The following is a 24,625-nucleotide window of genomic DNA, read 5'->3' as shown; positions in this document are numbered from 1 at the left end:
GCGGCCCCTCGGGTCGGCTAGCGGACATCCACCGGGCCGGATCACGACAGCGCTCCCGGCACCCCGCGGCGCAGGCTGGCCGGGATCTGTGCCGACCGTCGGCACCCGGAGGAGGCTCGCGGCCCATGGGCGTACCCCGCGCAGGGACGGCGGCGCTCGCGGGCGGTCTCGCCCTGCTGCTGATGGCCACCACTGTCGGGTGCAGACGGTCGCGTCCGTCACCGGCCCCGAGCGGCGGCACGGCGACGGTCGGCCTGACCGTCAGCGCCGCACAGCCGTCGTACCGGGTGGGCGAGCAGATCACCCTGCGGCTGAAGCTGGTCAACAACCGCAACGCCGAGTGCCAACTCAGTCGGGTGCCGGACGGGGCGGTGACGGTCATGTCGTTGACCCGCGACGGCACGGCGGTGGCACCAGCGGTCGGCGGCGCCGCCTACTACCGGGACTTCACCGCGTACCTGGTCGAGAACCTGGTGCGGGTGCCTCCGCGCGGGTCGCTGGAGCTGGTGTTGGGCAGCGACCCCCAGAGCCCGGTCGGCCCGGCGCTGATGACCTCCGCATCTGACGGGCGGGGCGGCGCCGCCGTCACCTGGTGGCCCGTCGACCAACCGGGGGCGTACCGGCTGGTGCTGGGCTACCTGCGAGCGCCGCTGCGCGGCGTGCCGGCGGATGCCTGCGCCGCGACGTCCGAGCAGGGCGCTGTCGAGTTCGAGGTGAAGGGCGGGTGACCGGGTTGCGGAGCCGAATGCGACTGGGTGTCGTGCTGGCGGGCGTCCTGGTGCTGCTCGCCCCACAGGCGGCGTCCGCCGTGGTCAGCGTCAACAGCGACCTGCAGACGGAGTACGCGGGATGCGTCGGACAGATCCGCAGCTCGGGCAACGGCGCCGTGCTCGACGAGCTGGAACGCTCCGGCAAACAGATCAAGGTGCGCAGACCCATCTTCGGCTCGGAGAGCAGCACCACGACGTACGTCCCGGGCAGTGATGTGCAGATCAACTGGGTGCCGGAAAACGACGGCCGGGCGCTGCCGGAGGAGGGGGCCGGCTTCACCGAGGACCAGTGCGCCACCTTGATCCACGAGATGAACCACGCCCTCGACGAGGCCAACGACACCGACCGGGGCCAGTTCTGCACCCAGGGCGGCCAGTTCGCCAGCAACGTGGATCCCAGCGAGGTGCACGCGGTGCTGGCGGAGAACGCGTACCGCAAGGCCGTGGGGGTGCCGCTGCGCACGACGTACAGCGGGATGAAGCTGCCGTCCAACGGCAAGGACTGCGACCAGCCCAAGCCCCGACCACCCGGTGGTGGTGGTTGTTCGATCTCGGTGATCGGCAAGGGCTACCGGTGCGCCAACAGCAACGGCGACCCGCACCTGCTCACGTACGACGGTCTGCGGTACGACTTCCAGGCCGCCGGCGAGTTCGTGCTGACCCGCTCGACGGCCGACGACTTCGAGGTCCAGGTACGACAGACGATGTTTCCGGCCAGCTCGGTGGTGGCCGTCAACTCCGCCGTCGCGGTGAGGGTGGCCGGTGACCGGGTCGGCGTGTACGTCACACCCGACGGGCCGGTGGTCCGGGTGAACGGCGCCGCGCCGGTGTCCGCGCCCGACGGGGTGAAGTTGCCGCGCGGTGGCACCGTCACCACCTGGGGAGACGGCACGGTGAGCGTGGAGTGGCCGGACGGCGCCCGAGTGACCGCGCAGCCGATCGGGGTGTGGGGGTTGAGCGTCAGCGTCGGCGCGCCCACCGCCCGGGCCGGGTCGTTGGAGGGTCTGCTCGGCGACCATGACGGTGACCGCGGCGACGACCTGACCCTGCGTGGCGGGAAGCGGGTGGCGCAGCCGCCCACGTTCGAGGCGCTGTACCCCGGCTTCGCCGACAGTTGGCGCGTCGAGGCGCTGCGGTCGCTGTTCGACTACGAGCCGGGGCAGAACACCGGCACGTTCACCGACCGGCGCTTCCCGGACCGGCTGCTCACCGTCGGGGACCTGCCCAACCGGGCCACCGCCGAACTCGTCTGCCGACGAGCCGGTGTCACCGATCCGCAGATCTTCGCCGACTGTGTGCTCGACGTCGGCCTCACCGGGCAGGTGGCGTTCGCCGAGGACGCCGCCCGCGCGCAGCGCGACGTACCCGCTGCCGGTGACGTCGACCTGGCGGTGACCCGGGCCGGCGCAACGGCCGCGATGAAGGTACCGGGCCGGGCCGGTCAGAAGATCTTCGTGGAGGTGCCCGCCGCCACAGTGCCGGATCGCTGCGGCGTGTTGCTGCTGCTCGACCCGCAGGGCCGTCAGTTGGCGACCGGCTGCGTCATCTCCGGTGTCGGCTTCATCGACACGACCACGTTGACCGCCACCGGCGACCATCAGGTGGTGCTCGACCCGTGGGATGCCGACCTCGGTCGGGCGACGGTACGGGTCGTCACGGTGACCGACGAGGAGAAGACGCTCACGCTGGACGGGCCCGCGGTCCGGGCGACGCTCGCCCAACCGGGCGCGGTCAGCCGCCTGGCCTTCGACGGGCGCGCCGGTCAGAAGGTCTTCCTCCAGGTCACCGACGCCACGGTGCCGGACCGGTGCAACCTGCTGCGCCTGCGCGACCCGGCCGGTGAACAGGTGGCCAGCGGCTGCGTGATCGGCGGCCAGGGCCACGTCGACGGGTTCGTCCTGCCGGCCACGGGCCGGTACGTGCTGGAGGTCGACGGGACTTCCACCGACGCCGGCTCGGCCAACGTACGGTTGCGCGACGCCACCGACGAGCAGCGGGACAGCGTCGCGGATGGACGGGCGATCACCCTGTCGGTCAGCCGGCCCGGTGCGGTGAGCCGTCTGCGGTTCCCCGTCGACAGCGGTAAGCGCCTCACCGTCGAGGTGAGCGCCGCCAGCCTTCCCGACCGGTGCGCGATTCTGATCGTCACCGGCCCGGGCGGCGAGGCGGTGGGCAGTGGCTGCGTCATCGGTGGTGCCGGGCGGTTCGAGGTGGGCCCGCTGCCCACGGGCGGCACGTACGCCCTGGTGCTCGACCCCTGGGCGGACGAGACCGGGTCGGCGACGGTCAGCGTCCGCCAGGTCGGTTGACCGGGCGGCCGGCTGACCCGACGATCGGGCCAGCCGGCCGTGGCGTCAGCCGGTGGCGCAGACGGTGCCGTTGAGGGTGAACGCCGTGGGCAGCACGTTCGGCCCGCCGTACGCGCCGACGAAGCCGGCGCTCACGGTGCCGCCGGCGGCGATCTGCCGGTTGTCGGCGGTGGGCGTGACCCGCACCGCGGTGCCGACCTGCTCCCAGGTGGCGCTCCAACCACTGCTCACCTGCTGCCAGCCGGTGGGCCAGGTCCAGGTGAGCGTCCAGCCGTTGATCGGGCTGGACCCGTTGTTGATGATGTCGACGCCACCGATGTAACCGTTGCCCCAGTCGTTGTTGGCGCTGAAGCGGACGGTGCACGTACTGGCGGCAGGGCTGCCGGTGGCGAAGGTGAGCGGCGGTGAGGCCCAGGAGACCCGTCCGGCGGTGTCGCGGGCCAGCACGTTGACTGTGTACCTGCTGCCCGGCACGAGGTTGTCGACAGTGAACGAGGTGGTCGTCGTCTCGCCGAGCTGCTCGCTGACCGCGCCGTGCTGCCGGTGCACCTCGTACTTGGCGATCGGGCTTCCGCCCGGGGTGGCCGCCGGCCAGGTGATCGTCGCGGCGCGGTCGGTGACACCGCTCGCGGTCGGCTGGCCGGGTGCGGCCGGCCGTCCGGCTGTCGCGCCGGCCGGGCGCAGCACGAGCGTGGTCAACGAGTACGCCGGCAACGTCCGACTGGTCGCCGAGCCGGACTGGCTGGTGGCGATGCCGGTGGCGCCGTTGGTGAGGGTGGAGACCGTCGGCGCGACGGCCGACGGGGTGAACCCGGCGTAGTCGATGGTGACCGGGTGGTCGTTGTCCGGGTCCTTGTTGACCAGCAGCACGGCGAGGTCACCGTTGCTCCGGCGGACGGCGTGGGCGGTGACCAGGGGCTCGTCGGTGCCGGCGCGAACGAACTGGTCGCCGGTCTTCGCGAAGAGCTTCATCATGCTCAGCCCGTGGTACGGCGCGAACGGTGTGTTCAGCGGCGGTTGGCAGACCGAGCCGTCCTCGGTGCAGGCCCCGCTGGAGAGCATCCCGAAGTCGCCGTAGTCGGTCTGGCCGGCCACCTGCGTCACGGTGCCCATGCCGTTGTGCACGTTCCACCAGTGGGCGGTGAAGACGCCGTTCTCCAGCAGACCGCTGTAGACGTCGGCAAGGAAGAGCGCCGCCGGTTGGGTGTTCCGGCCGGCGTCGACGTTCAGTTCGGTGAAGCTGATGCCGATGCGGTCGGCGTTCGGGCCGGCGTATCGAGCGAGCTGCTGCCGCAGCAGGTAGGTGGCGTCGGGGAGGTGATTGACGCGGGCCAGCGACTCGGCGGCGGTGCCGCCCGGGTACCAGTGCACGTCCACGAAGTCGATCTTCGGGCCGGCGATGGAGAGCACTGTCTGGTTCCACGGGCCCGGATCGCTGCCGGCGGTGATCCCGTCCGGCCAGTTGCCCGGCATGGTCAGCACCGCCCCGACCTTGATGCTCGGATCGACCGCCTTCATCGCGTCGGCGTACTCGACGACCAGCCTCGCGTACTGTGTCGCGCTCTTGTCCGGGTGGTCGTCGGCCTCCCACGCGGACCCGTAGTGGCCGTTGCCGTAGTTCTCGTTACCGACGGTCCAGTACCGCGCGGCGTAGCCCTTTGTCACGTTGGCGTACCGCACCCAGTCGGCGGCCTCGGCGGGCGTGCCGGTGCCGTAGTTCGCGATGATCATCGGCTGCGCGCCGACTCGCCGGACCGCCGCCATGAAGGTGTCGAAGTCGGTCCCCGGCGCGACGTAACCGCCGGGGGCTGTGTGGTCCTTCCAGTGGTAGATGTCGGCGTACGAGCCGCCGGGGTAGCGCATCATCTGCACGCCGGCATCTTTGAGCAGGTCCGACGTCTCGGCGGTGCCGAGGTTCGAGTCCCAGATGGCGTGGTTGACGCCGAGGGCGGTGTCCGGCACTGTCGCCAGACCCGCACGGGTGTTGACGGTCACGGTGACCGGGTCGACCGCCGCACTGGCGGTTGGTGGGTTGACGCCCGCGAGCGCGCTCGCGGCGAGCAGCAGGCCCGCCAGGAGGGCCGCTCGGGTCTTCGGTTCACGCATGGGCGGGGTTCCTTCGCGCAGATGAGCCGCCCGACCGGTCACTGTGCGACCCGGTGACGGGCGATCTCGGGGACGGCAGACTCTGATTGGTCCATCGCTCATGTCACCGTCCCCCGGAGATCACATCTGGATCCCGGCTGCCCAGTGGACGGACGTCAGCCCCGCGCGCGGCTCTTCATCGACGTACCACAATGGCACTGTCGGTTCGACAATCTCAAGGTGCGTCAGGCGTCGTCTTCGCCGCGCTCGCCGCGCCCTGAACGGCGCCCACGGACACTGACGGCAGCCAGCAGAGTGACGACCGCGGCGGCCAGTTGCAGCACGCCGACGAGCAGATCGACCACGCCGGAGATGGCAGTAGCGTCCGACAGATGGGTCATGAGACGGCCTCCGGGTTCGTGCCCACCGTCCGCTTCCTGCGGAAGGCCCTCCCCCGGGCCCAGCGGTGACCGCTTGAGCGCCGCCCTCATTGTGGCACCCACTCTCCACCGAGCGGAAGGCATAAACGCTCGACATGAGATCGACAGACGTCATACGTTACCGCTTGACGAACGGGATGTTATCGCTCACAGTCGATGCGAGGCGATCAGCGTCAGTGGCTCACCGGGAAGCCCTCTCGCTGGTCTGACCTCGGTGGTCAGGACGTCCCTGGGCAGGTGGACGTCGCATCAGGATTTGTCAGCAGCCGCCGGTGACGCGCGGCGGACGCTGCGCGCCTCGGGACCGCCCGGGTGCCGTCGTCGACCGCCCGCGCCGGGCTGCCGCCGGGTCCCCGACTCACGACAAGAGGAACCGCCGATGAGATCAAGGATCGCACTGTTGGCCGCCGCGCTGGCGACGGCCCTGGCGACGATGACGGCCGTGGTCACGGCCGCCACCCCGGCGTCGGCCGCGACGCTCACCCAGGTGACCAACTTCGGTACCAACCCGACGAACCTCCAGATGCACCTGTACGTGCCGGATCGGGTCGCGGCCCAGCCGGCCCTGCTCCTCGCCCTGCACTACTGCACCGGCAGTGGTCCGGCGGTGCACAGCGGCTTCGGGCTGAGCACCCTCGCCGACCGCTACGGCTTCATCGTGATCTACCCGTCGGTGACCCGGAGCAGCAAGTGTTGGGACGTCTCGTCACCGCAGGCCCTGCGGCGTGACGGCGGCAGCGACCCGGTCGGTCTCAAGTCCATGGTCGACCATGTCCGGAGCCGCTACCCGGTCGATGCCAGCCGGATCGGCGTGGGTGGGTTCTCCTCCGGCGCCATGATGACCAACGTCATGGTCGGCCTCTACCCGGACCTGTTCCACGCCGGGTTCAGCTCCTCCGGCGTCCCGTTCGGGTGCTTCGCCACCACCAACGGCGCGGAGTGGAACAGCGAGTGCTCCGGCGGACGGATCGTCAGGACCGGGCAGCAGTGGGGTGACCTGGTCCGCAACGCCTACCCCGGCTATTCCGGCAAGCGTCCCCGGTTCCAGATCTGGCACGGCACCACGGACACCACGCTGAGCTACGTCAACTTCGGCGAGCAGATCAAGCAATGGACCAACGTGCAGGGCGTGTCGCAGACCCCCAGCTTCACGGACTCTCCGCAGACCAGCGCCACCCGTACCCGGTACGGGGGCACCGGCGGCACGGCGCCCGTCGAGGCGATCAGCTTCCAGGGGTACGGCCACTCCATCCCGTTCGACGCCGCGCAGGCCATCCGGTTCCTCGGCTTCGACACCACGAGTCCCACCACACCGCCGCCCGGCGGCACGTCGGCGCCGCTGCGCAACACCGGCGCCAACCGCTGCCTCGACGTCCCGTCCCGGTCGCAGACCAACGGCACCCAGTTGGCGCTGTGGGACTGCAACGGCGGCACCAACCAACAGTGGACGTCGACAGCCACGAAACAGCTCCAGGTGTACGGCACGAAATGCCTGGACGCCGAGGGCGCCGGGACCTCGTCGGGAACCCGGGTGATCATCTGGGACTGCAACGGCGGCACCAACCAGCAGTGGAACGTCAACACCGATGGCACGGTCACCGGCGTGCAGTCCGGCCTGTGCCTGACGCCCAACGCCGCCGGAACCGCCAACGGCACCCCTGCGGTCCTGTCGAGCTGCAACGGCACGAACAGCCAGCGGTGGACCCGAAGCTGACGCCATGACCGGCGGCGGCGATGTCGCCGCCGAGGATGACGGGCGCCCCGGCTTGGACCGGGTGGCGTCCCGCTGCTCGGGCCCGGACTCCGAACAGCGGGACGCGACCCGGCGGCCAGGGCTGGGGCCGACGGTCGCCATCAGGGCGGCCCAGGTGCGGGCTCCTGCTCAGCGACGTGCGTTGGGCAGGTGAGCGGACCGGTTGTCGACGCACGACTGTCCCGGCTGCTGCGGTGCCCTGGAATTCCGGTGGCCGTTCATGCCTCGGCCCCGTGGCGTGCGGGTCGCCCGGTGGTGGTCTCGGGCCGTCTCGCGCCGGCCACGTGCCACCCGCCCCACGCCACGATCGTCGTCCAGCACGCCCCGGGCAGTGGCGACAGCTCCGTCACAGCGGCCCGAGGTCATTCGAGTATCGACGACTGTCCGTCACGTTAGCGCTAACAGTGAGCGATTGTCCATAGACAACAATCTTCGTTCGCTGCTCGGGATGCTTCGCGTGTGTGCCGACGACAGTCGTGAGCGCGGACCGAATAGCCTTGCGGCATGCGGGGACGATTCGGCGCGGCCAGGCGGTGGTACGGGGAGCACCGGCGGTTGGTTCGCCGTACGGTCCTCGCGCTCGCGGTGGGAACTGTGGCGCTGACCGGCGGCACTGTGGCAAGCGTGACGTGGATCCGCGACACCGCCGAGGGCCACCTCTACGGCGAGGCCGAGGTGCCGGACGCGCCGGTCGCCCTGGTGCTGGGCACCAAGGTGAACGCCGACGGCACACCCTCACCCGTCCTCGCGGCCCGGTTGGAGATCGCGCGGCGACTGTTCGAGGTCGGCAAGGTCCGGGCGATCCTCGTGTCGGGCGACAACATGAACGCCGACTACAACGAGCCCGCCGCGATGCGGAGCTGGCTGGTGGATCGGGGTGTACCAGCGCACAAGGTGGTGCCGGACTACGCCGGCTTCGACACGTACGACTCGTGTGCGCGGGCTGAGCGGATCTTCGGGGTACGGCGAGCCACTGTGGTGACCCAGTCCTTCCACCTTCCGCGCGCCGTGGCGCTGTGCCGGCGCCTCGGCATCGACGCCAACGGCGTGGGAGACGACAGCGCGAAGCGGTACGCGCAGACGTGGTGGTTCAGTTCGTCCCGGGAGAACGGCGCCTGCCTGAAGGCCGCGCTGGATCTGCTCTCCGGTCGGGACCCGGCGCACCTCGGCCGCCGGGAGACGGGCGTCGACGATGCGTTGCGCGTCGGCTGAGGGAGGTCACGAGCGTGGCGGTGCGGCGCTGTCGCGGACGATCAGCTCGGTGGCGAGTTCGACACGGGGGCTCTCGGTCCGCTCACCGCCGGCGAGGCGCAGCACGGTCCGCGCGGCCAGCATGCCCATCTCGGCCAGGGGTTGCCGGACGGTGGTCAGCGGTGGCGAGCACCATCGCACCTCCGGTAGGTCGTCGAAGCCGACCACGCTGACGTCGTCGGGCACCCGCAGGCCCCGTTTGCGGACCGCCTCGTAGACGCCGAGGGCCATCTGGTCGCTGGAGGCGCAGATGGCGGTGGGTGGGTCGGGCAGGGCCAGCAGCTGCGCACCCGCTGTGAAGCCGGCCTCGTGGTAGAAGTTGCCGGGGCGGATCAGGGCGTCGTCGATGGGGATCCCGGCGGCGCCGAGGGCGGCCCGGTAGCCGTCCATCCGGGCCCGACTGCACATCAGATGCGGCGGGCCGGCGATGAAGCCGATGCGCCGGTGGCCGAGGCTGATCAGGTACTGGTTGGCGCTGAGGCTGCCCGCCCAGTTGGTGGCGCCGATGGTGGGTGACTCCTGCGGGTCGACCCCGGCCGGGTCGATGATGACGACCGGCAGGTGGAGCCGGCGCAGCTCGGCCTGCAACGGCGGGTTCACCATCGAGGTCACGAAGATGATTCCCTCGGTGGAGCGCGTCCGCATGTTGTCGAGCCACTGCTTGGCCGAGGAGATGCGCCAGTGGATGGCCGACACGACGGTGCCGACACCGCTGGTCTGGCCGACGTCCTCCACCCCACGGATGATCTCCACTGCCCACGGACTGTCCAGGTCGTTGAAGACCAGGTCGATGAGGGCGGCGTCCGTGCGCCGGGTCGGTGACCGACGGCGGTAGCCATGCCTGTTGAGGAGCGCCTCGACGCGTTCCCTGGTGTCGGGGGCGACGTCGGAGCGGCCGTTGATGACCCGGGAGACGGTGGGCACGGAGACTCCGGCCAACCGCGCGATCATGGCGATGGTGACGTTTCGGCCGTTCTCCGTGCCCACGGTCCCCCCTGCGTCCTGCTGGAAACTTCAGGTCTGCTCGCGGTGGTGCGTCGTCATCCGGCTGAGCCGGCGGGCGGGGGTCTTCGGATCTCCGAAACTTTCAATACTTCGCCGGTAATACCGATCGATGGCCGGCACGCTACGAGCTGTTGTCGCGACGGTCAAGACCTCTGTCCTATTGCGAAAGGACCGGCTAGCGTAGGCAGAACCTTCAATGGCCGGGGACCGCGAGTTTCCGGAAGTTGCCGTCAGCCCGCCCAGAGGAGTGCTCGTGTCGACCGACATTGCTACTGTGGCGACCGCTACCCGGTCGATCCGCAATCCCGTCCTTGCCGGGTTCCACCCGGACCCGTCGATCCTGCGCGTCGGCGACGACTACTACCTGGCCACCTCGACCTTCGAGTGGTATCCGGGCGTGCTCGTGCACCACTCGCGCGATCTGGTGAACTGGCGCAGCCTGGGTGGGATCATCACCGACCGGCGCCTGCTCGATCTGCGCGGATGCGGCGACTCCAACGGTGTGTGGGCGCCCGACCTGACGTACCACGACGGTCGGTTCCACCTCGTCTACAGCGACGTGGCCAGCTTCGCCAGCGGCTACTGGGATCCGCAGAACTTCCTGGTCACCGCCGAGTCCATCACCGGCCCCTGGTCCGATCCGGTGAAACTGCACGGGCGCGGGTTCGACGCGTCGCTGTTCCACGACGACGACGGCACCACGTGGCTGCTGGGCATGAGCGCGGACTGGCGACCCGGCCGCGACCGCTTCGGCGGCATCGAGATCCAGGAGTACGACCGGGCCGCACGCCGCCTGGTCGGCAGCCCCCGCATCCTGTTCACCGGCTCACCGGTCGGGGTCACCGAGGGTCCGCACCTGTACCGCCACGACGGCTGGTACTGGCTGATCACTGCCGAGGGCGGCACCAGCTGGGAGCACCAGGTCACAGTGGCGCGGTCCCGGGAGCTGTTCGGGCCGTACGAGGTGGAACCGGAAGGCCCGCTGCTCACCTCCTTCGGGCGGCCCGACCTGCGGTTGCAGAAGGCGGGCCACGGCAGCCTGGTCCACACGCAGAGCGGCGAGTGGTACCTGGCCCACCTGGTTGGCCGCCCGTACTCCCCGCTGGGCAACTGCGTCCTGGGTCGGGAGACCGCGATCCAGCGGGTCGAGTGGCCGTCGGGCGGCTGGCCGCGGATCGCCGGAGGGGTGCCCGCGGACGACGTCGTCGCACCCGACCTGCCCGCGCACCCCTGGCCGGCGGAGCCCGAGACGGACCACTTCGACGCCCCCGAGCTGGGCCGGTGCTGGTCGACGCTGCGTCGGCCGGCGTCCCCGGACTGGGTCGACCTGCACACCCGCCCGTCGTACCTGCGGGTCCACGGCGGGCAGTCGCCGGTCGGTCGCCAGGCACCCAGCCTGGTCGGGCGACGCGTCGGCGCGATGGAGTGCTCGCTGGAGACCATTGTGGAGTTCGAACCGGCCGACCACCGTCAGCTCGCCGGGATCACCGCCTACTACAACACCCTCAACTGGCACCACCTCTACCTGACCCGGTCCGACGACGGCCGGACGGTGCTGGAGCTGCTCAGCTCCGACAACGGGCGGCGCACCGCGTACCCCGATCTGACAGTCGATGCCGACGGCGTCACACGGGTCGGCCTGCGGGCCGTCTTCGACGGGCCGGCGGTGCGCTTCGACTACGACCTCGGCGCCGGTTGGCAGCGGCTACCTGTCGAGCTGGACGCGACCATCCTGTCCGACGAGCACGCCGCGCTGATCATCGACGGTGAGCCGGCGGCGTGGGGCTTCACCGGGGCGTTCCTCGGCCTGTGGGTGCAGGACCTGGGCGGCGACGGCGTGCACGCCGACTTCGACCTGGCCACCTACCGGGAGCAGTGACCACGCGGACGGCACTCGGCGGGCGCCGTCCGCGTTCCCACTCGTCCTACCTGGCCTGGGCGGCGACGGCCCGCAGCTGGCCGAGGGTGGTGCGGAAGCCGTGGCCGGACGCGGCCGGGTCCTCGGCGTTCAGGCCGCTGACGGCCATGGTCTGCGAGCGGGTCGTGGCGACGGCTTCCGCGCCGGCCCCGTTCAGGTCGAACACACCGAAGTCGCCGCTGAGCGTCCGGAACGTCGGGGCCGTCGGGTCCTGGGCGAGGTAGAGCACCACGACCTGGCCCGTTTCGAGCTTCGACATGTGCGCCATGTCCGGCACACCGGCGGGCAGCGGGGCGAGCGTGATCCGCGCCCCGGCCCGCACTGTCGATCCGGTGGCCGCGCGCAGCACCTCGTCGACCCGGAATCCGGCCGCCTCGACCTCACCACGTACGACCAGGTCCGCGGCGTCGCTGAGCTGCCGCACGGTGCCGTACCCGCGCAGCTTGCCCTTGATCGGCGGGGGCGCGACGTCGGTCGGCGTGGCCGCGCTGCTCGGGGCCGCGCTACTCGGGGCGGGCGCGGCGGCCGGGTCGGCGCCGCCGCCGCTGCCGCAGGCGGACAGGGCCGCGGCGGCCAGCACGGCGGCGGCCGTGGCCACCAGCGGCCGGGTACGGCGAAGGTCGACTGCCATGGAACGCTCCTCGCGTCTCGGTGCCGTCCCGGGCCGTCTCGCCCGGAACGCGGCACTGCTTACGCCTTCTATCTGTGCGGCCCGGGCACCGAGTTCCATTCTTTCTCTCCGGGGCTCAGCTTCCGGCTCGGCTCAGCGCCGCTCGCGGGCAAGCTGACGAAGCTCGGCCAACGTGGTGACGAACGCGCGACCCGCCCCGGTGGCGTCCTCGGTGCGCAGACCGGTCACCGACATCGCCGGTGACCGGCTGGTCGCCGTCTCCCCGGCGAGGTCGAAGATCCCGTATTCGCCGCCGAGCGGGCGGTAGACGCGCGCACCCGGGTCAGCCATGCCCAGGTAGAGGACGGTCGGCCGGCCGGCCGAACCGGCTGGCTCCGCGGCCACCATGATCTCGGTGGGCACCGGAGCACCCGGGCCGCGGTAGAGCACCTCGGCTACCCGGTAGACCGCCCGCCCGTCCGCCACCGACGCCACCTCGCCGCGGACCACCAGGTCGGCCGTGTCGGTGAGGTGGCGCACAGTGCCGTACCCACGATTCTTGGCGGCCGTGCCCGGCGGCGCCTGCCGCGCGGCCGAGCGGCTCACCTCGGGTGACGGGAGCGCGGCCGGGGGCGCGTCGCCGGACCGGGCCGCGAACCCTCCGCCGATCCCCGCCGCGACCAGTACCAATGCGGCCGCCGCGAGCGCGGGCCGCCGCGGCCCGAAGGCCATTCCTCGGGTACGTGGCTGCTGCGCGATCGCCGTCAGCAGGCGGCTGCGGTGCAGCTCGTGCCGGCCCGCCGGCAGGTCGTGATCACCGGGGTGAGGCGCGATCTTCGCCCACTCGGTCGGGTCCGGCGCGCTCACTGGCTGCCCTCCCGCACGAGCGAGGCGTCCACGACCGGCGGCCGTGCGGCGCGCGGTGGGGCGTCGACGAGGGTGCGGAGCCGGGCGCGGGCCCGCGACAGCCGGGAGCGCACCGTGCCGACCGGAACACCCAGCGCCTCCGCCGCGGACTCGTAGTCGAGGCCCTCCCACAGGCAGAGGGTCAGCACCTCACGCTCGGGCCGGCGCAACCGGGCCAGCGCGTCGATCGCGGCGGCGATGCGTCGGCTGTCGTCGAGTCGGCCGGCGACCTCGTCGGCGTGGTCGGGCAGTGTGAAGTCGGAGGCGAGCAGCGCCGCGGCCACCCTGCGGTAGCGGCGGTTGCTGCGGGTGTGGTTGCGGGCCTCGTTGGTGGCGATGCCGAGCAACCAGGGACGTAGCGAACCGCCCTCCTCGGTGACCCGCTGCCGGGAACGCCAGGCCTGGAGGTAGGTGGCGGCCATGACGTCCTCGGCCGTGGCCCAGTCGGCGGTCAGCCGGAACGCGTGGTTGTACACCGAGCGCGCGTACGTGTCGAACAGCTCGGCGAACGCGCCGGGGTCACCGGCTCGCACCCGAGCGCGCAGACTCGACTCCATGACCATCTTCTGTCCCTCGGACGGTGCTGGTTCCGATGGACCGGCCCGTAGATCAGTTACGGCCCGACGATAGCCACCGGCGGGTACGTCCCGCCAACGACGGGATGAACAGGTGCCGTCACGCCTCGCGGTCGTCGATTGACGAGGAATCGACGTACTGGTATCTGTTAATACAGTTTCCTGATGCTTGGCCCGGCGCGGCACTCCGGCCCCGGCGGGCACCGCGAACCGACCGGCCGGCGGCACGCCGCCCCTTCCCCGAGGAACACAATGGTTCACAAGAGAACAGCCGCCTACGTCGTGGGCACCCTGCTGGTCGGCGTCGCCGCCGTCGGCTACGGCCTGCCGTCGGCGAGCGCCGCGACCGCCGGCCCGATCACCGGCCTCGGCGGTAAATGCATCGACGTGGCCGGCGCCAGCTCGGCCAACGGCACGGCCGTCCAGCTCTACGACTGCAACGGCAGCGCGGCCCAGACGTGGACCGTCGGCAACACCGACAACTCGATCCGGGCGCTCGGCAAATGCCTCGACGTCACCGCAGCGTCGACCGCCAACGGCGCCAAGGTCCAGCTGTACGACTGCAACAACTCCGGCGCGCAGAAGTGGACCGCCAGCAACGGCGCGCTCGTCAACTCCGGCTCCGGCAAGTGCCTCGACGTCACCGACCGGAGCACCGCGAACGGCGCCCGGCTGCAGATCTGGACCTGCGGCGGCACCACGAACCAGCGGTGGACCCTGCCGGGCGGCGGCACCCCCACCCCCACGCCCACCACCCCGACCGGCACCAACCTCGACGACCCGGCGAAGAAGAACGTCGCCATGCAGCTCGTCTCGGCCGCGGAAAACTCCTCGCTCGACTGGCGCGCGCAGTTCTCCTACATCGAGGACATCGGCGACGGTCGGGGTTACACCGCCGGCATCATCGGCTTCTGCTCCGGCACCGGCGACATGCTCGAACTGGTCGAGGCGTACACCCGCACCAAGCCGGGCAACGTACTCGCCGGCTACCTGCCGGCGCTGCGCAACGTCAACGGCACCCCGTCGCACGCCGGGCTCGACCCCAACTTCCCCCGCGACTGGCGGACCGCGGCCACCGACTCGGTGTTCCAGGCCGCCCAGGAGGCCGAACGCGACAGGGTCTACTTCAACCCATCGGTACGCGACGGCAAGAACGACCAGGTCCGGGCGCTCGGTCAGTTCGCCTACTACGACGCGGCGGTCATGCACGGGTACGAGGGGATGCGCCAGATCCGCAGCCGCGCCCTGAACCGGGCCAAGCCGCCAGCCCAGGGCGGCGACGAGCGGACCTGGCTCAACGCGTTCCTCGACGAGCGGGTCATCGAGATGAAGAAGGAGGAGGCCCACTCGGACACCTCCCGCGTCGACACCGCCCAGCGGGTGTTCCTCAACAACGGCAACTTCAACCTGAACACGCCACTGGTGTTCGCCGTCTACGGCGACCAGTTCCGCATCGGCTGAGCGGTTGGAATGGTGGCGGGGTCGTCGTTCGTTCGCCGACGACCCCGCCGCCCGGCCCCTGCGCCCCGGCCGCCTGCTGTCTGCCCGCGGCTGCGCGGCCGCCTGGTGCTTGCCCGGCCGGTCCTGGCAGGCGCGCCTTGACCGCTGACCTGTGTCGCGGTCACCACCGGCGGACCGTTCACGGCAGGATCCTCCGGGTGAACCGGCCTCTGCTCCTGCTCGACATCGACGGTGTCCTCAACCCCTACGGGACACCTCGACCGCCCGCCGGTTACACCGAGCACCACCTGTTCCCCGGCGAAGAGCCCGTCCGTGTCAATCCCGCCCACGGCGCCTGGATCACCGAGGCGGGCGCCGTCCTGGACATCGCCTGGGCCACGAGCTGGAACGACGAAGCCAACCAACTCCTCGCTCCGCTTCTGGGCATCGCTCCCCTGCCCGTGATCACCATGCCACCCGCACCGTTCCACCCCAGCGACAAGATTCCGGTCATCGCCGCCTACGCCCAGCGACGGCCCGCGGCTTGGATCGACGACCTCCACACGCCGCAGGCGTACAGCTGGGCCGCAGCACGCAGCAGCCCCACCCTGTTGATCACCGTCGAGCCGACGAGTGGCCTCACCCGCAACTCCATAGATCAGGTCATGACGTGGGCCAAGGCTCTTCGACGCCCGTTGGCTAGTCCCTAGCGACGCGCCCGGCCCTCGCTATCCCTGGCGACGCGCCCAGCTCGCGCATCCCTACCGACGCGCCCAGCTCTCGTTCATACCGGGCGACCGGCAACCTCGCCGACACGCAGCCGTCCCTGATGCCAGGCGCTGTCGATACCCACTCCCGGCACCGCCAAGCACGCCTACCACCGCCCCCATCTGGGAAAATCCGGCACCGATGAGCCCTTCGGCGACCAGCCGGTCGAATCGATCATGGTGACTGACATTGTCGTACACCTGTTCTAATCTCGGGGCATGGTCGAGGAGTTGGCGCAGGCAGACGACGCGGGCGCCGCCTGCGTCGACGCCCCCGCATGGCCGCTCCCGGAACATGACCCGATCGCCGCGCTCGACGCCGCGCACCGCCTTCAGCAACGCCTCGCCGCCGTCACCCTCGCCCTCATCCGCGAGATCGACGGCCGCGGCACCGCCCGCACCCACGGAGCCTCCAACACCGCCGCGTGGCTGCGCGAACGACTGCGACTCACCGTCCCCGCCGCCCGGCGTTTGATCGACCTCGCCACCGCCCTCGACACCGGAAACCCCGGCATCCGACAAGCCCTAGCCGACGGGCACATCACCCTCGACCAGACCCGAGTCATCGCCGACACCGCCACCAGCGTGCAGGCCACCGCCGGCACCGAGGCCGCCGAGAAGGCCGTTGGTGTGCTCACCGACTGGGCCGCACAGTTCGACCCCACCCACCTACGCAAACTCGGCACCCGCATCCTCGACCACGTCGCCCCCGAGATCGCCGACGCCGCCGCCCACGCCGCCCTCGACGCCGACGCACGCCGCGCCACCCACGACCGACACCTCACCCTGTCCGAACAGACCGACGGCCGCCTCCGACTCACCGGCACCCTCGACACCGAAACCGCCGGCCTGCTCCGCGCCGCCATCGACCCACTGACCGCACCCTCCGACCCCGACGACACCCGCTCCCCCGGGCAACGCCGCCACGACGCCCTCGCCGAGGTGTGCCGCCTCGCCCTCCACACCGGCGAGCTACCCGACAGCGGTGGCGACCCCGCGCAGATCGTCGTCACCACCAGCTACGACGGACTAACCCGGCAACTCGGTGCCGGCACGCTCGACATCGGCCTACAGCTCACCCCGGACACGGTGCGCCGACTCGCCTGCGACGCCACCATCCTGCCCGCCGTCCTCAGCGGCACCGGCCAACCACTCGACGTCGGTCGACAACGCCGCCTCATCACCGGGCCGCTACGACGCGCCCTCGTACTCCGCGACCGCGGCTGCGCCTTCCCCGGCTGCGACCGACCACCCCGCTGGTGCCACGCCCACCACATCCACCACTGGGCCGACGGAGGCCCAACCAACCTCGACAACGCCGTCCTGCTCTGCGGCCACCACCACCGACACCTGCACCACAGCGACTGGACCATCCATCTCGGCCACGACGGCCAGCCCGAATTCGTCCCACCCGCCTGGCTCGACCCCGAACAACTCCCCCGCCGCAACCATTACCACCGACGAACATAGGGGCAGGCAGCCGAGAACGATCACCCCTTGTCGGATCGCGACCGTCGCACACCGCACACCGCCTAAGGCATCCTAGGAGGCTGGTTGGTCAGGCGCCCGCCGCGAAGGCCGAAGCGCCGAGCGGCACGTCCCGGGCGCGTGCCGGCGGGGTCGTGAAGAGAGCAGCTCGCAGCGGCTCGCACTGACCCGCAGCAGCTCACGACGGCCTGCGCCGGGTTGCACCGCCGCGTCGGCCGGCGAGCCAGGTGACGCCGTCGTCGGCCAGCAGCGTCCCGCCGACTCGCAACAGCTCACGATCGCCTTCGACAGCCCACCACGACCCGCAACGCGTTCAGCCGCCTGCGCCACCCGCGACGGCCCAAGACGACCCGCAGCGAGCCGCGACGGCTTGTGGAACAACCTCACGCGCCAGTGCTTCACGGGCGCGAGCTCGTCGTCGTTGAGCGCGGAACCGGCTGTCGTCGACGGCACCTATGCGGTCCTGGGCTACGACCACTGTGAACAACCCGTAGCCACAGACTCGCGTGGCGACTTGACCTCAAGCTCAGATGAGGTCATAGCCTCCGGTATCGGAGGTACGGAATGAGCATGGAAGTTACCGCGTGGATGTCCCTGCACCACGCGATGAACGCGCAGGATGAGCGGCCGCTGTCACGCGCCACCCTGAAGCGGATCGCGCAGTTCGCACGGCCACACCGCGCTTTGATCATCAGGTTCCTGTTGTTGAGTGTGGTGACGGCGGTTCTCACTGTGGCGGCGCCCGTTCTCGCCGGTCGGGTGGTCGACGCGATCGTCGACGGCGCCGACAGCAGCGTGGTGATCCGGTTGGCCGTGCTGATCGCCGTGATCGCCCTCGCCGAGGCCGGGCTGGGTCTGGTGACGCGATTCCTCTCCGCCAGCATCGGTGAGGGGCTGATCGTCCAACTGCGGACAGCCGTCTTCGACCACGTTCAGCGCATGCCGGTGGCGTTCTTCACGCGGACCCGCACGGGTGCGCTGGTCAGCCGCCTCAACAACGACGTGATCGGCGCGCAGCGGGCCTTCAGCGACACCCTGTCGAGTGTGGTCGGCAACGCCGTCACGCTGATGCTGACGCTGGCCGTGATGCTCACCTTCTCCTGGCAGATCACGCTGCTGGCGCTTGTCCTGCTGCCGATCTTCGTTCTCCCGGCCCGCCGGATGGGTTCGAGGCTCGCCCAGTTGCAGCGTGAAGCGGCCGAGCACAACGCCGCCATGAGTACCCGGATGACGGAACGCTTCTCCGCACCCGGTGCCACGCTGGTCAAGCTGTACGGGCGGCCGGCCGAGGAGTCCGCCGAGTTCGCGGCCCGGGCTCGTCGGGTCCGGGACATCGGCGTCCGCGCCGCGATGCTCCAGTGGGTCTTCATCACCGCGCTCACCGTCGTTGGCTCGCTGGCGTTGGCCCTGGTCTACGGGCTCGGAGGTCTCTACGCCCTACGGGGCAGCCTCGACGCCGGGACGGTGGTCGCCCTCGCGTTGCTCCTTTCGCGGCTCTACGCACCGTTGACCTCGCTGGCCAGTGCTCGGGTCGAGGTGATGAGCGCGCTGGTGAGCTTCGAGCGGGTGTTCGAGGTCCTCGACCTCAAGCCGCTGATCCTCGACAGGTCCGACGCCCGGCCCCTTCCGGAGGGGCCGGTCGCTGTCGAGTTCGACGGGGTCCGGTTCGGCTACCCCTCAGCGGACAAGGTGTCGCTCGCGTCCCTCGAGGACGTGGCGAAGCTCGATACGCGCGGCGGTGAGGAGGTGCTGCACGGGGTGTCGTTCCGCGCCGAAGCGGGGCAAATGGTGGCGCTCGTCGGCTCCTCCGGGGCGGGCAAGTCGACGATCGCGCAGCTTGTGCCTCGCCTGTACGACGTCGAGGACGGCGCGGTGAAGCTGGCCGACGTCGACGTACGTGAGCTGTCGGCCGAGTCGATCCGGACGGCGTTGGGCGTGGTGACCCAGGACGGGCACCTTTTCCACGAGAGCATCCGCGCCAACCTGGCGTTCGCCCAGCCGGACGCGACCGAGGACGAGATGTGGGATGTGCTCCGGCGGGCCCGCCTCGAGGACCTGATCCGCTCACTGCCCGATGGGCTGGACACCGTCGTCGGCGAGCGCGGATACCGCCTGTCCGGCGGGGAACGGCAACGGCTCACCATCGCGCGACTGCTGCTGGCTCGTCCGCGTGTGGTCATCCTCGACGAAGCCACAGCGCATCTCGACTCCACCTCGGAGGCGGCGGTCCAGGACGCCCTCGCCGAGGCGTTGACCGGCCGGACGAGCGTGGTCATCGCGCACCGGCTCTCCACCATCCGGGCGGCCGACCAGATCCTCGTCGTGGAGGCGGGACGCATCGTCGAGCGCGGGCGACACAGTGACCTGCTCGCGGCTGGCGGCCGCTACCACGAGTTGTACCGCACCCAGTTCGCCCAGGACCAGCCGACGGTCCAGGAGCAACGCGTCGCCATATGACGCACGCGGTGGTGGATCCGCCCGCGAAGGACAGTCCGACCACCGCGTCGCAACGCGCCGCCGCCCACCCCGAATGGAATCACCAGGGGTGGGCGGCGACGGTCAGTCGTTGTCGTTGTCGTCCTTGTCGTCGTCGTTGTCGTCGTTGTCGTCGTTGTCGTCGTTGTCGTCGTCATCGTCAGCGTCGTCGTCGTCGACCGGCTCCTGCTCGGCCTTGACCACCGAACCGTTGTCCCGGTCGACGTCCACCTCGTGCTCGGTGTCGCCCGCGACGACCTCGACGCTCCACACCGGCCGGCCGTTCTCCTGCTCGGCTTCGACCTCGACGATCTGACCGCCACCGGCCTTGGCGAGCGCGATCTCACCGGCGCTCTTCTCGTCGACGGCGCTGCCCGCAGGCGCGCTGCCGGCCGACGGCGTACCGGACGGCGTGCCGCTCGACGGCGTACCCGACGGGGTGCCGGCCGACGGCGAACCGGTGATCACCGGCGCGTCGGTGGCCGCCGGCGCGACGGTTGCCGCGGCGAGAGCCGTGCCGCCGGTCCGCGAGTCGTTCGCGGCGTTGACGCCGAGCGCGACCCCGGCCACCGCCAGCACCGCCGACCCGCCGACCGACGCCAGAAGCAGATTGGTGCGCTTCATCGTGGTGTCCACCTTTCCTCGGTTGTCGACTCCGAGGATCGGCCACATCGGGATAGCGCCGCGCTGTCCGAACGCTAAGGGCGGGTTAAGCCGACGATCCTGCGCCGCCCCTTCGGGACTGCGCGTCGGCCTGAACCGGTCTGCGCGTCGGCCTGAACCGGTCAGAGCGCCATCCGCATGAAGACGTTGGCGCGGGCGTACGGCGGAAGTGGGACCTGGTCCGGACTGACGTGCTGGAAACCGGTGGTTTCGTAGAGGTGCACAGCGTTCGGAAGCTTGGTGCTGCTGCCCAGGAACAGGGTGCCCGCGCCGAGCCCGCGAGCGCGCTCGATCGCCGCCTCGATGAGCTGGCGACCGAGGCCCTTGCCCCGCACCGCCGGAGTCAGCGCCATCTTCGACAGTTCGAAGACGTCGTCCGAGCTGCGAACCAGGGCGACACAGCCAACGATCTCCGGGCCGTCACGGACGATCAGCACGTCGCCGCCCGGGTCGACGATGGCCCCGAACGGGTCGTCGAGCGTCTTGCGGTCGGACTCCTCGATGGTGAAGAAATGGGAGATCCATTCTTCGTTCAGCGTCCGGAAGGCCTCGGCCTCCTCGGCGGTCGTCATGGAGGTGACGGTCAGCGTGCTCGGGTTCATGGTGGGATTCTCCGGCCGCCGCTATTCGTACGTCCAATATCTTGTTCGGGTTCATTCATATCCTTGCTGTATGGAACCCGAGTTGCGCCACCTGCGCTACTTCGTCGCGGTCGCTGAGGAGTTGCACTTCGGCCGGGCCGCGGTGCGGCTGCGGATGGCCCAGCCGCCGCTGTCGCAGCAGATCCGCCAGCTCGAGGCGATGATCGGTACGCCGCTGTTCGTTCGGACCTCCCGATCGGTGGCACTGACGCCCGCAGGTGAGGCGTATCTGGACCGGTGCCGGCGGGTGCTGGCCGCTGTGGCCGACGACGTGCACGAGGCGGGCCGCATCGGGCGCGGGGAGCAGGGGCGCTTCGACATCGGTTTCGTCAGTTCGGCTATCCACCTCGGGCTGGCTGGGCCGATCCGGCGGTTCCGCGAGCGCTATCCGGCGGTCCACCTACGCCTGCATGAGGCGTACACGGCGCGCATCGTCGAGCGGCTGTTGAACGGCGAGGTCGATCTCAGCGTGGTTCGGGACGCGGACGACCACGACGACCTGGTCGGCACCACTTTTGCCACCGAGTCCTTCGTCGCCGTTCTGCCGACCGATCACCCCCACGCGGGAGACCCCGCGATCAGCGCCGCAGTGCTACGAGACGACCCGTTCGTCTTCATTCCACGGGTGGCCGGCGAACTGGCCTACCAGCGCAATCTCCGGCCGTGCCTGGAAGCCGGCTATACGCCGCGCATCGTCCAGCACGCCAGCAGTTGGGCCACCGTGGCGCACCTGGTCGCGGCCGGCCTCGGAGTGACGATCGCGCCGGCGAGCATCGCCGCAGTGGTGCCCGCTCCGGTGGGAGTGCTGCCGTTGACCGACACCGGGGCCACCAGCGAGGTGCGGATCCTGCGCCGCCGAGATGACGACCGGATCACCTCGACGGGCTTCGGGCAGCAGGTTGCGCCCTGACGCGCTCGGCGCGGCACCAGCCGTGCCGGCACTGTCAGCCGCGCCGGTTGAGCTCCGCTTCCAGCCGCTGGACCAGCGTCTTGCGGTCCTTGCTGGCACGCTCGTTACGCAGGGCGGTCTTGAGCTGTCGCGTGTCGAGGCCGCGGACCAGCTTGGCCGCCTCCGCGACCGACATCTCCGTCATCTGTCCGGCAGTGGTGGCGTCCCGCCGCGCCCGTTTGGCCGGCCCGGTGTTGGCGACGTACTGCTTGCCGGATCGGGACGCTTCGCGCTTCTTCGTGTCGGTAGCGCGTTTCTGGCTCTCCGACATCTCCTCCCAGGCCTTCTTGGGCAGGTAACGACTCGTCGTGGCGCCCTTGCGCGCACGGGTGTCGCCCTCCTTCGTCTGCCATTTCTCGTTGCCCCAGCGCTGGAGAGACTTCTGCCGCTCGTCCTTTTCGCCCAGGAATCCGCCACCGCGCTTCTTGTACTCCTGAGTGACCAGCTGTGACTTGCGCGCCGACCACTGCCCGGGCCGGCCGCCCTTGTCGGAAGCCTTGATCTCTTCCTTGATCTGCTCTCTGAGCTCGGGTTTCGTATACCGCGCCATGACTGGCAGCTACCCGGCACCGCAGCGGCTATGCGTCCTGCGGCGAGGTCGGAGGCCCGAGCCGGAGCAGCACCTGCGCACCGCCTCGCGGGCCGGCCCGCAACTCCAGTCGACCGCCGGCGGCCTGCGCGGCACGCCGGGCGATGTCCAGGCCGAGGCCGGTGGACCCGGCCGCGCTGGCACCCCGCCGGATCGCCCCGGCGGGCATTCCCGGCCCCTCGTCGGCAACCGTGAGGACCACCTCGCCGGCCTCCCGAGCAAGCCGGACGGCGAACGGCGTCCCGTCGGGGGTGTGCGCGAAGACGTTGCCGAGCAGGGCGTCCACGGCCGCCGTCAGGTTGTCGACGGCCACACCGACGGGAAGAGGGCCGGGCGTCAGGTCGAGGGTGACGACCCGGCCGGTGTCCTCGGCCAGCACCGACCAGAACGCGACCCGGTCGGCGACGATCGCCGCCGCGTCCGAGGAGGCCGGCTGCGCCGGTGCGTGCCGCCACCGCGCCTGCCGGATCAACCCGGTCACCGCGCGTTCGAGCCCGTCGGCGGCGGCGGTGATCCGGGCGGCGTCGTCCGGGTCACGCAACGACTCCGCCTCCAGCCGCAACGCGGTCAGCGGCGTACGCAGCTGGTGGGACAGGTCGGCGACCTGTTCGCGCTCCTGCACCAGGAGCACCTGGATCCGGGTGGCGAGATGGTTGAGCGCGCCGGCCACCTCGCGCAGCTCGGGCGGGCCGGCCGGCGTGACCCGGGCGTCCAGCTCGGCGTTGGCCAGCCGGTGCGAGACGGCCGAGAGGTCGTTGATCGGCCGGACCAGGGTGCGCGCCAGCCGGTCGGCGACCAGCAGACCGATCAGCACGAGGATCACGCCGAGCAGCGCCAGCACCAGCCAGGCCCGGGTGACCCCGGCGGTCAGCTCGTGCTGCGGCACCGCGATCCGGATCACCCCGGTGCCGTCCGACCGACCCTGCACGGCGATGACCACCTCCCGGCCGGCCGCCGACTCGCCGGTGAGGCTCTGTCCGCGCGCGGCAAGGGCCACCGCGGGCGTACGCGGTGTCTGGGCGCCGAGCACCGTGCCGTCCGGCAGGAAGACGCTCACCGGTCGACCGGACTCCGCGGCGAGTTGCTCGACGGTGAGCCGGATGGTCGCCGCGTCGGCGGTGCCGACCACCGGCACCAGGCTCTGCGCGTCGGCGGTGGCCCGAACGGTGGCCCGGTCCTCGGCGACGGTGCGGACCAGCAACGCCAACGGCACCAGGAACGCGATGAGGGTGAGGACGCTGACCGCGGCGACAAGCAGCGCGAGACGCGCCCTCACGACTGCGCCGCCGGGGCTTCGAGACGCACCCCGACACCCCGCACTGTGTGCAGGTAGCGGGGCTGTTGGGCGTTCTCCCCCAACTTGCGACGCAACCAGGACAGGTGCACGTCGACTGTCTTGTCGGCACCGCCGTACGGGATCTGCCAGACCTCCGTGAGCAGCTCACGTTTGGTGACGACCTGGCCGGGTCGGCCGGCGAGGTGGTGCAGCAGATCGAACTCGCGGGGCGTCAGCTCGACAGCGACCCCGTCCACTGTCACCTGCCTGGCCCGGGGGTCGACGCGGAGCCCGCCGACGACGAGCGCGGGGTCCTGCCCGTCGGCGCCGGCGGGGCCCCGCCGCAGCACCGCCCGGACGCGGGCGTCGAGCTGCGCCGCTGTGAACGGTTTGACCACGTAGTCGTCGGCGCCCGCGTCGAGCACCCGGACGATCTCGGTTTCGTCGTCGCGCGCCGTGGCCACGATGACCGGCACCGAGCTGACCGCGCGCAGCATCCGCAGCAGCTCGCGGCCGTCCAGGTCGGGCAGGCCCAGGTCGAGCACGACGAGGTCGGGTCGGTCCTCCAGCGCGTCGCGGAGCCCGGCCATCGCGGTCGAGGCCGCCGCCACCGCGTGGCCGCGTTCGCGCAGGGCCCGGATCAGCGGGGTACGGATCGTCAGGTCGTCCTCGATGAGCAGTAGACGCGGCACACCTGGCAGGCTAGCGGCTCACC

Annotated in this window: 21 protein-coding genes; 10 read left to right on the top strand and 11 right to left on the bottom strand. The window is 70.9% G+C overall.

Going from position 1 to position 24,625, the window contains the following annotated elements:
- Nucleotides 1–125 precede the first annotated feature (125 nt).
- Together ACLJOK_RS07280 and ACLJOK_RS07275 are read left to right on the top strand one after the other, a co-directional pair.
- A complete protein-coding gene (locus ACLJOK_RS07280) occupies nt 126–728 on the top strand; it encodes a hypothetical protein (protein ID WP_410817057.1) in 603 nt (200 codons plus the stop codon).
- A gap of 17 nt (nt 729–745) precedes the next feature.
- Nucleotides 746–3,079 (top strand): VWD domain-containing protein, encoded by a 2,334-nt coding sequence (locus tag ACLJOK_RS07275; RefSeq protein ID WP_410817055.1) that lies wholly within the window; start codon nt 746–748, stop codon nt 3,077–3,079.
- 45 nt (nt 3,080–3,124) lie between these two features.
- Here the strand turns inward: ACLJOK_RS07275 and ACLJOK_RS07270 are convergent, their stop codons facing one another.
- Both ACLJOK_RS07270 and ACLJOK_RS07265 read right to left on the bottom strand, forming a co-directional pair.
- Nucleotides 3,125–5,185, bottom strand: a complete 2,061-nt coding sequence (locus ACLJOK_RS07270) for a cellulose binding domain-containing protein (protein WP_410817054.1) — start codon at nt 5,183–5,185, stop codon at nt 3,125–3,127.
- 224 nt (nt 5,186–5,409) lie between these two features.
- Entirely contained in the window at nt 5,410–5,565 is a 156-nt protein-coding gene (locus ACLJOK_RS07265) for a hypothetical protein (protein WP_410817053.1), read from the bottom strand.
- A 418-nt stretch (nt 5,566–5,983) separates the two neighbouring features.
- Here ACLJOK_RS07265 and ACLJOK_RS07260 point away from each other — a divergent pair, with 418 nt between their 5' ends.
- Complete coding sequence (locus ACLJOK_RS07260; RefSeq protein ID WP_410817051.1) at nt 5,984–7,318, top strand: PHB depolymerase family esterase; 1,335 nt, start codon at nt 5,984–5,986, stop codon at nt 7,316–7,318.
- Nucleotides 7,319–7,861: 543 nt separating this feature from the next.
- On the top strand, nt 7,862–8,569 hold the full coding sequence (locus ACLJOK_RS07255; protein WP_410817049.1) for a vancomycin high temperature exclusion protein: 708 nt from the start codon (nt 7,862–7,864) through the stop codon (nt 8,567–8,569).
- 6 nt (nt 8,570–8,575) lie between these two features.
- Here the strand turns inward: ACLJOK_RS07255 and ACLJOK_RS07250 are convergent, their stop codons facing one another.
- Nucleotides 8,576–9,559, bottom strand: coding sequence for a LacI family DNA-binding transcriptional regulator (locus tag ACLJOK_RS07250; RefSeq protein ID WP_410819280.1), 984 nt, complete (start codon nt 9,557–9,559; stop codon nt 8,576–8,578).
- A gap of 307 nt (nt 9,560–9,866) precedes the next feature.
- Here ACLJOK_RS07250 and ACLJOK_RS07245 point away from each other — a divergent pair, with 307 nt between their 5' ends.
- Nucleotides 9,867–11,492 (top strand): glycoside hydrolase family 43 protein, encoded by a 1,626-nt coding sequence (locus ACLJOK_RS07245; RefSeq protein WP_410817047.1) that lies wholly within the window; start codon nt 9,867–9,869, stop codon nt 11,490–11,492.
- Nucleotides 11,493–11,538: 46 nt separating this feature from the next.
- Here the strand turns inward: ACLJOK_RS07245 and ACLJOK_RS07240 are convergent, their stop codons facing one another.
- The 3 genes from ACLJOK_RS07240 to ACLJOK_RS07230 form a co-directional block, all read right to left on the bottom strand.
- Nucleotides 11,539–12,162, bottom strand: a complete 624-nt coding sequence (locus tag ACLJOK_RS07240) for a hypothetical protein (protein ID WP_410817045.1) — start codon at nt 12,160–12,162, stop codon at nt 11,539–11,541.
- A 132-nt stretch (nt 12,163–12,294) separates the two neighbouring features.
- Nucleotides 12,295–13,008: a hypothetical protein gene (locus ACLJOK_RS07235; protein WP_410817043.1), complete on the bottom strand. Its 714-nt coding sequence runs from the start codon at nt 13,006–13,008 to the stop codon at nt 12,295–12,297.
- Nucleotides 13,005–13,604, bottom strand: a complete 600-nt coding sequence (locus tag ACLJOK_RS07230) for an RNA polymerase sigma factor (protein ID WP_410817041.1) — start codon at nt 13,602–13,604, stop codon at nt 13,005–13,007. The genes ACLJOK_RS07235 and ACLJOK_RS07230 overlap by 4 nt, the downstream gene beginning before the upstream one ends.
- Nucleotides 13,605–13,874: 270 nt before the next feature.
- Here ACLJOK_RS07230 and ACLJOK_RS07225 point away from each other — a divergent pair, with 270 nt between their 5' ends.
- The 4 genes from ACLJOK_RS07225 (at nt 13,875) to ACLJOK_RS07210 (ending at nt 19,774) form a co-directional block, all read left to right on the top strand.
- Nucleotides 13,875–15,083 (top strand): chitosanase, encoded by a 1,209-nt coding sequence (locus ACLJOK_RS07225; protein ID WP_410817039.1) that lies wholly within the window; start codon nt 13,875–13,877, stop codon nt 15,081–15,083.
- 197 nt (nt 15,084–15,280) lie between these two features.
- Nucleotides 15,281–15,772 (top strand): HAD domain-containing protein, encoded by a 492-nt coding sequence (locus ACLJOK_RS07220; RefSeq protein ID WP_410817037.1) that lies wholly within the window; start codon nt 15,281–15,283, stop codon nt 15,770–15,772.
- Nucleotides 15,773–16,048: 276 nt separating this feature from the next.
- Complete coding sequence (locus ACLJOK_RS07215) at nt 16,049–17,299, top strand: DUF222 domain-containing protein (protein WP_410817035.1); 1,251 nt, start codon at nt 16,049–16,051, stop codon at nt 17,297–17,299.
- Nucleotides 17,300–17,881: 582 nt separating this feature from the next.
- Nucleotides 17,882–19,774 carry an ABC transporter ATP-binding protein gene (locus ACLJOK_RS07210; RefSeq protein WP_410817033.1) on the top strand — a complete coding sequence of 631 codons (1,893 nt, stop codon included), beginning with the start codon at nt 17,882–17,884 and terminating at the stop codon, nt 19,772–19,774.
- 102 nt (nt 19,775–19,876) lie between these two features.
- Here the strand turns inward: ACLJOK_RS07210 and ACLJOK_RS07205 are convergent, their stop codons facing one another.
- Together ACLJOK_RS07205 and ACLJOK_RS07200 are read right to left on the bottom strand one after the other, a co-directional pair.
- Nucleotides 19,877–20,416 carry a PepSY domain-containing protein gene (locus tag ACLJOK_RS07205; RefSeq protein ID WP_410817031.1) on the bottom strand — a complete coding sequence of 180 codons (540 nt, stop codon included), beginning with the start codon at nt 20,414–20,416 and terminating at the stop codon, nt 19,877–19,879.
- A gap of 161 nt (nt 20,417–20,577) precedes the next feature.
- Nucleotides 20,578–21,057 carry a GNAT family N-acetyltransferase gene (locus tag ACLJOK_RS07200; protein ID WP_410817030.1) on the bottom strand — a complete coding sequence of 160 codons (480 nt, stop codon included), beginning with the start codon at nt 21,055–21,057 and terminating at the stop codon, nt 20,578–20,580.
- A gap of 70 nt (nt 21,058–21,127) precedes the next feature.
- On the opposite strand from ACLJOK_RS07200, the gene ACLJOK_RS07195 reads away from it, so the two are divergent.
- The gene (locus ACLJOK_RS07195) at nt 21,128–22,006 is read left to right on the top strand and encodes a LysR substrate-binding domain-containing protein (RefSeq protein ID WP_410817029.1); all 879 of its coding nucleotides are present in this window, start codon (nt 21,128–21,130) and stop codon (nt 22,004–22,006) included.
- Between the two features lie 34 nt (nt 22,007–22,040).
- Here ACLJOK_RS07195 and ACLJOK_RS07190 read toward each other — a convergent pair whose 3' ends face one another.
- The 3 genes from ACLJOK_RS07190 to ACLJOK_RS07180 are packed head-to-tail and all read right to left on the bottom strand — an operon-like array spanning nt 22,041 to nt 24,602.
- Nucleotides 22,041–22,595: a DUF5872 domain-containing protein gene (locus ACLJOK_RS07190; RefSeq protein WP_410817027.1), complete on the bottom strand. Its 555-nt coding sequence runs from the start codon at nt 22,593–22,595 to the stop codon at nt 22,041–22,043.
- A gap of 28 nt (nt 22,596–22,623) precedes the next feature.
- Nucleotides 22,624–23,910 (bottom strand): ATP-binding protein, encoded by a 1,287-nt coding sequence (locus ACLJOK_RS07185; RefSeq protein ID WP_410817026.1) that lies wholly within the window; start codon nt 23,908–23,910, stop codon nt 22,624–22,626.
- On the bottom strand, nt 23,907–24,602 hold the full coding sequence (locus ACLJOK_RS07180) for a response regulator transcription factor (protein ID WP_410817024.1): 696 nt from the start codon (nt 24,600–24,602) through the stop codon (nt 23,907–23,909). The genes ACLJOK_RS07185 and ACLJOK_RS07180 overlap by 4 nt, the downstream gene beginning before the upstream one ends.
- Nucleotides 24,603–24,625: the final 23 nt, after the last annotated feature.

This window comes from Micromonospora sp. 050-3 (assembly GCF_046549335.1).
Classification (GTDB): Bacteria; Actinomycetota; Actinomycetes; order Mycobacteriales; family Micromonosporaceae; genus Micromonospora; species Micromonospora trifolii.
Note: the sequence above shows the minus strand (reverse complement) of the source record. Positions and strands in the feature narration are given on the sequence as shown.

Bases quoted from the DNA above. Each gene is read 5' to 3' on its own strand.
- ACLJOK_RS07230 (WP_410817041.1), bottom strand. From the start codon at position 13,604: ATGGAGTCGAGTCTGCGCGCTCGGGTGCGAGCCGGTGACCCCGGCGCG.
- ACLJOK_RS07265 (WP_410817053.1), bottom strand. From the start codon at position 5,565: ATGACCCATCTGTCGGACGCTACTGCCATCTCCGGCGTGGTCGATCTG.
- ACLJOK_RS07260 (WP_410817051.1), top strand. From the start codon at position 5,984: ATGAGATCAAGGATCGCACTGTTGGCCGCCGCGCTGGCGACGGCCCTG.
- ACLJOK_RS07205 (WP_410817031.1), bottom strand. From the start codon at position 20,416: ATGAAGCGCACCAATCTGCTTCTGGCGTCGGTCGGCGGGTCGGCGGTG.
- ACLJOK_RS07195 (WP_410817029.1), top strand. From the start codon at position 21,128: ATGGAACCCGAGTTGCGCCACCTGCGCTACTTCGTCGCGGTCGCTGAG.
- ACLJOK_RS07215 (WP_410817035.1), top strand. From the start codon at position 16,049: ATGGTCGAGGAGTTGGCGCAGGCAGACGACGCGGGCGCCGCCTGCGTC.
- ACLJOK_RS07225 (WP_410817039.1), top strand. From the start codon at position 13,875: ATGGTTCACAAGAGAACAGCCGCCTACGTCGTGGGCACCCTGCTGGTC.
- ACLJOK_RS07240 (WP_410817045.1), bottom strand. From the start codon at position 12,162: ATGGCAGTCGACCTTCGCCGTACCCGGCCGCTGGTGGCCACGGCCGCC.
- ACLJOK_RS07255 (WP_410817049.1), top strand. From the start codon at position 7,862: ATGCGGGGACGATTCGGCGCGGCCAGGCGGTGGTACGGGGAGCACCGG.
- ACLJOK_RS07210 (WP_410817033.1), top strand. From the start codon at position 17,882: ATGAGCATGGAAGTTACCGCGTGGATGTCCCTGCACCACGCGATGAAC.
- ACLJOK_RS07270 (WP_410817054.1), bottom strand. From the start codon at position 5,185: ATGCGTGAACCGAAGACCCGAGCGGCCCTCCTGGCGGGCCTGCTGCTC.
- ACLJOK_RS07200 (WP_410817030.1), bottom strand. From the start codon at position 21,057: ATGAACCCGAGCACGCTGACCGTCACCTCCATGACGACCGCCGAGGAG.
- ACLJOK_RS07275 (WP_410817055.1), top strand. From the start codon at position 746: ATGCGACTGGGTGTCGTGCTGGCGGGCGTCCTGGTGCTGCTCGCCCCA.
- ACLJOK_RS07250 (WP_410819280.1), bottom strand. From the start codon at position 9,559: ATGATCGCGCGGTTGGCCGGAGTCTCCGTGCCCACCGTCTCCCGGGTC.
- ACLJOK_RS07280 (WP_410817057.1), top strand. From the start codon at position 126: ATGGGCGTACCCCGCGCAGGGACGGCGGCGCTCGCGGGCGGTCTCGCC.
- ACLJOK_RS07190 (WP_410817027.1), bottom strand. From the start codon at position 22,595: ATGGCGCGGTATACGAAACCCGAGCTCAGAGAGCAGATCAAGGAAGAG.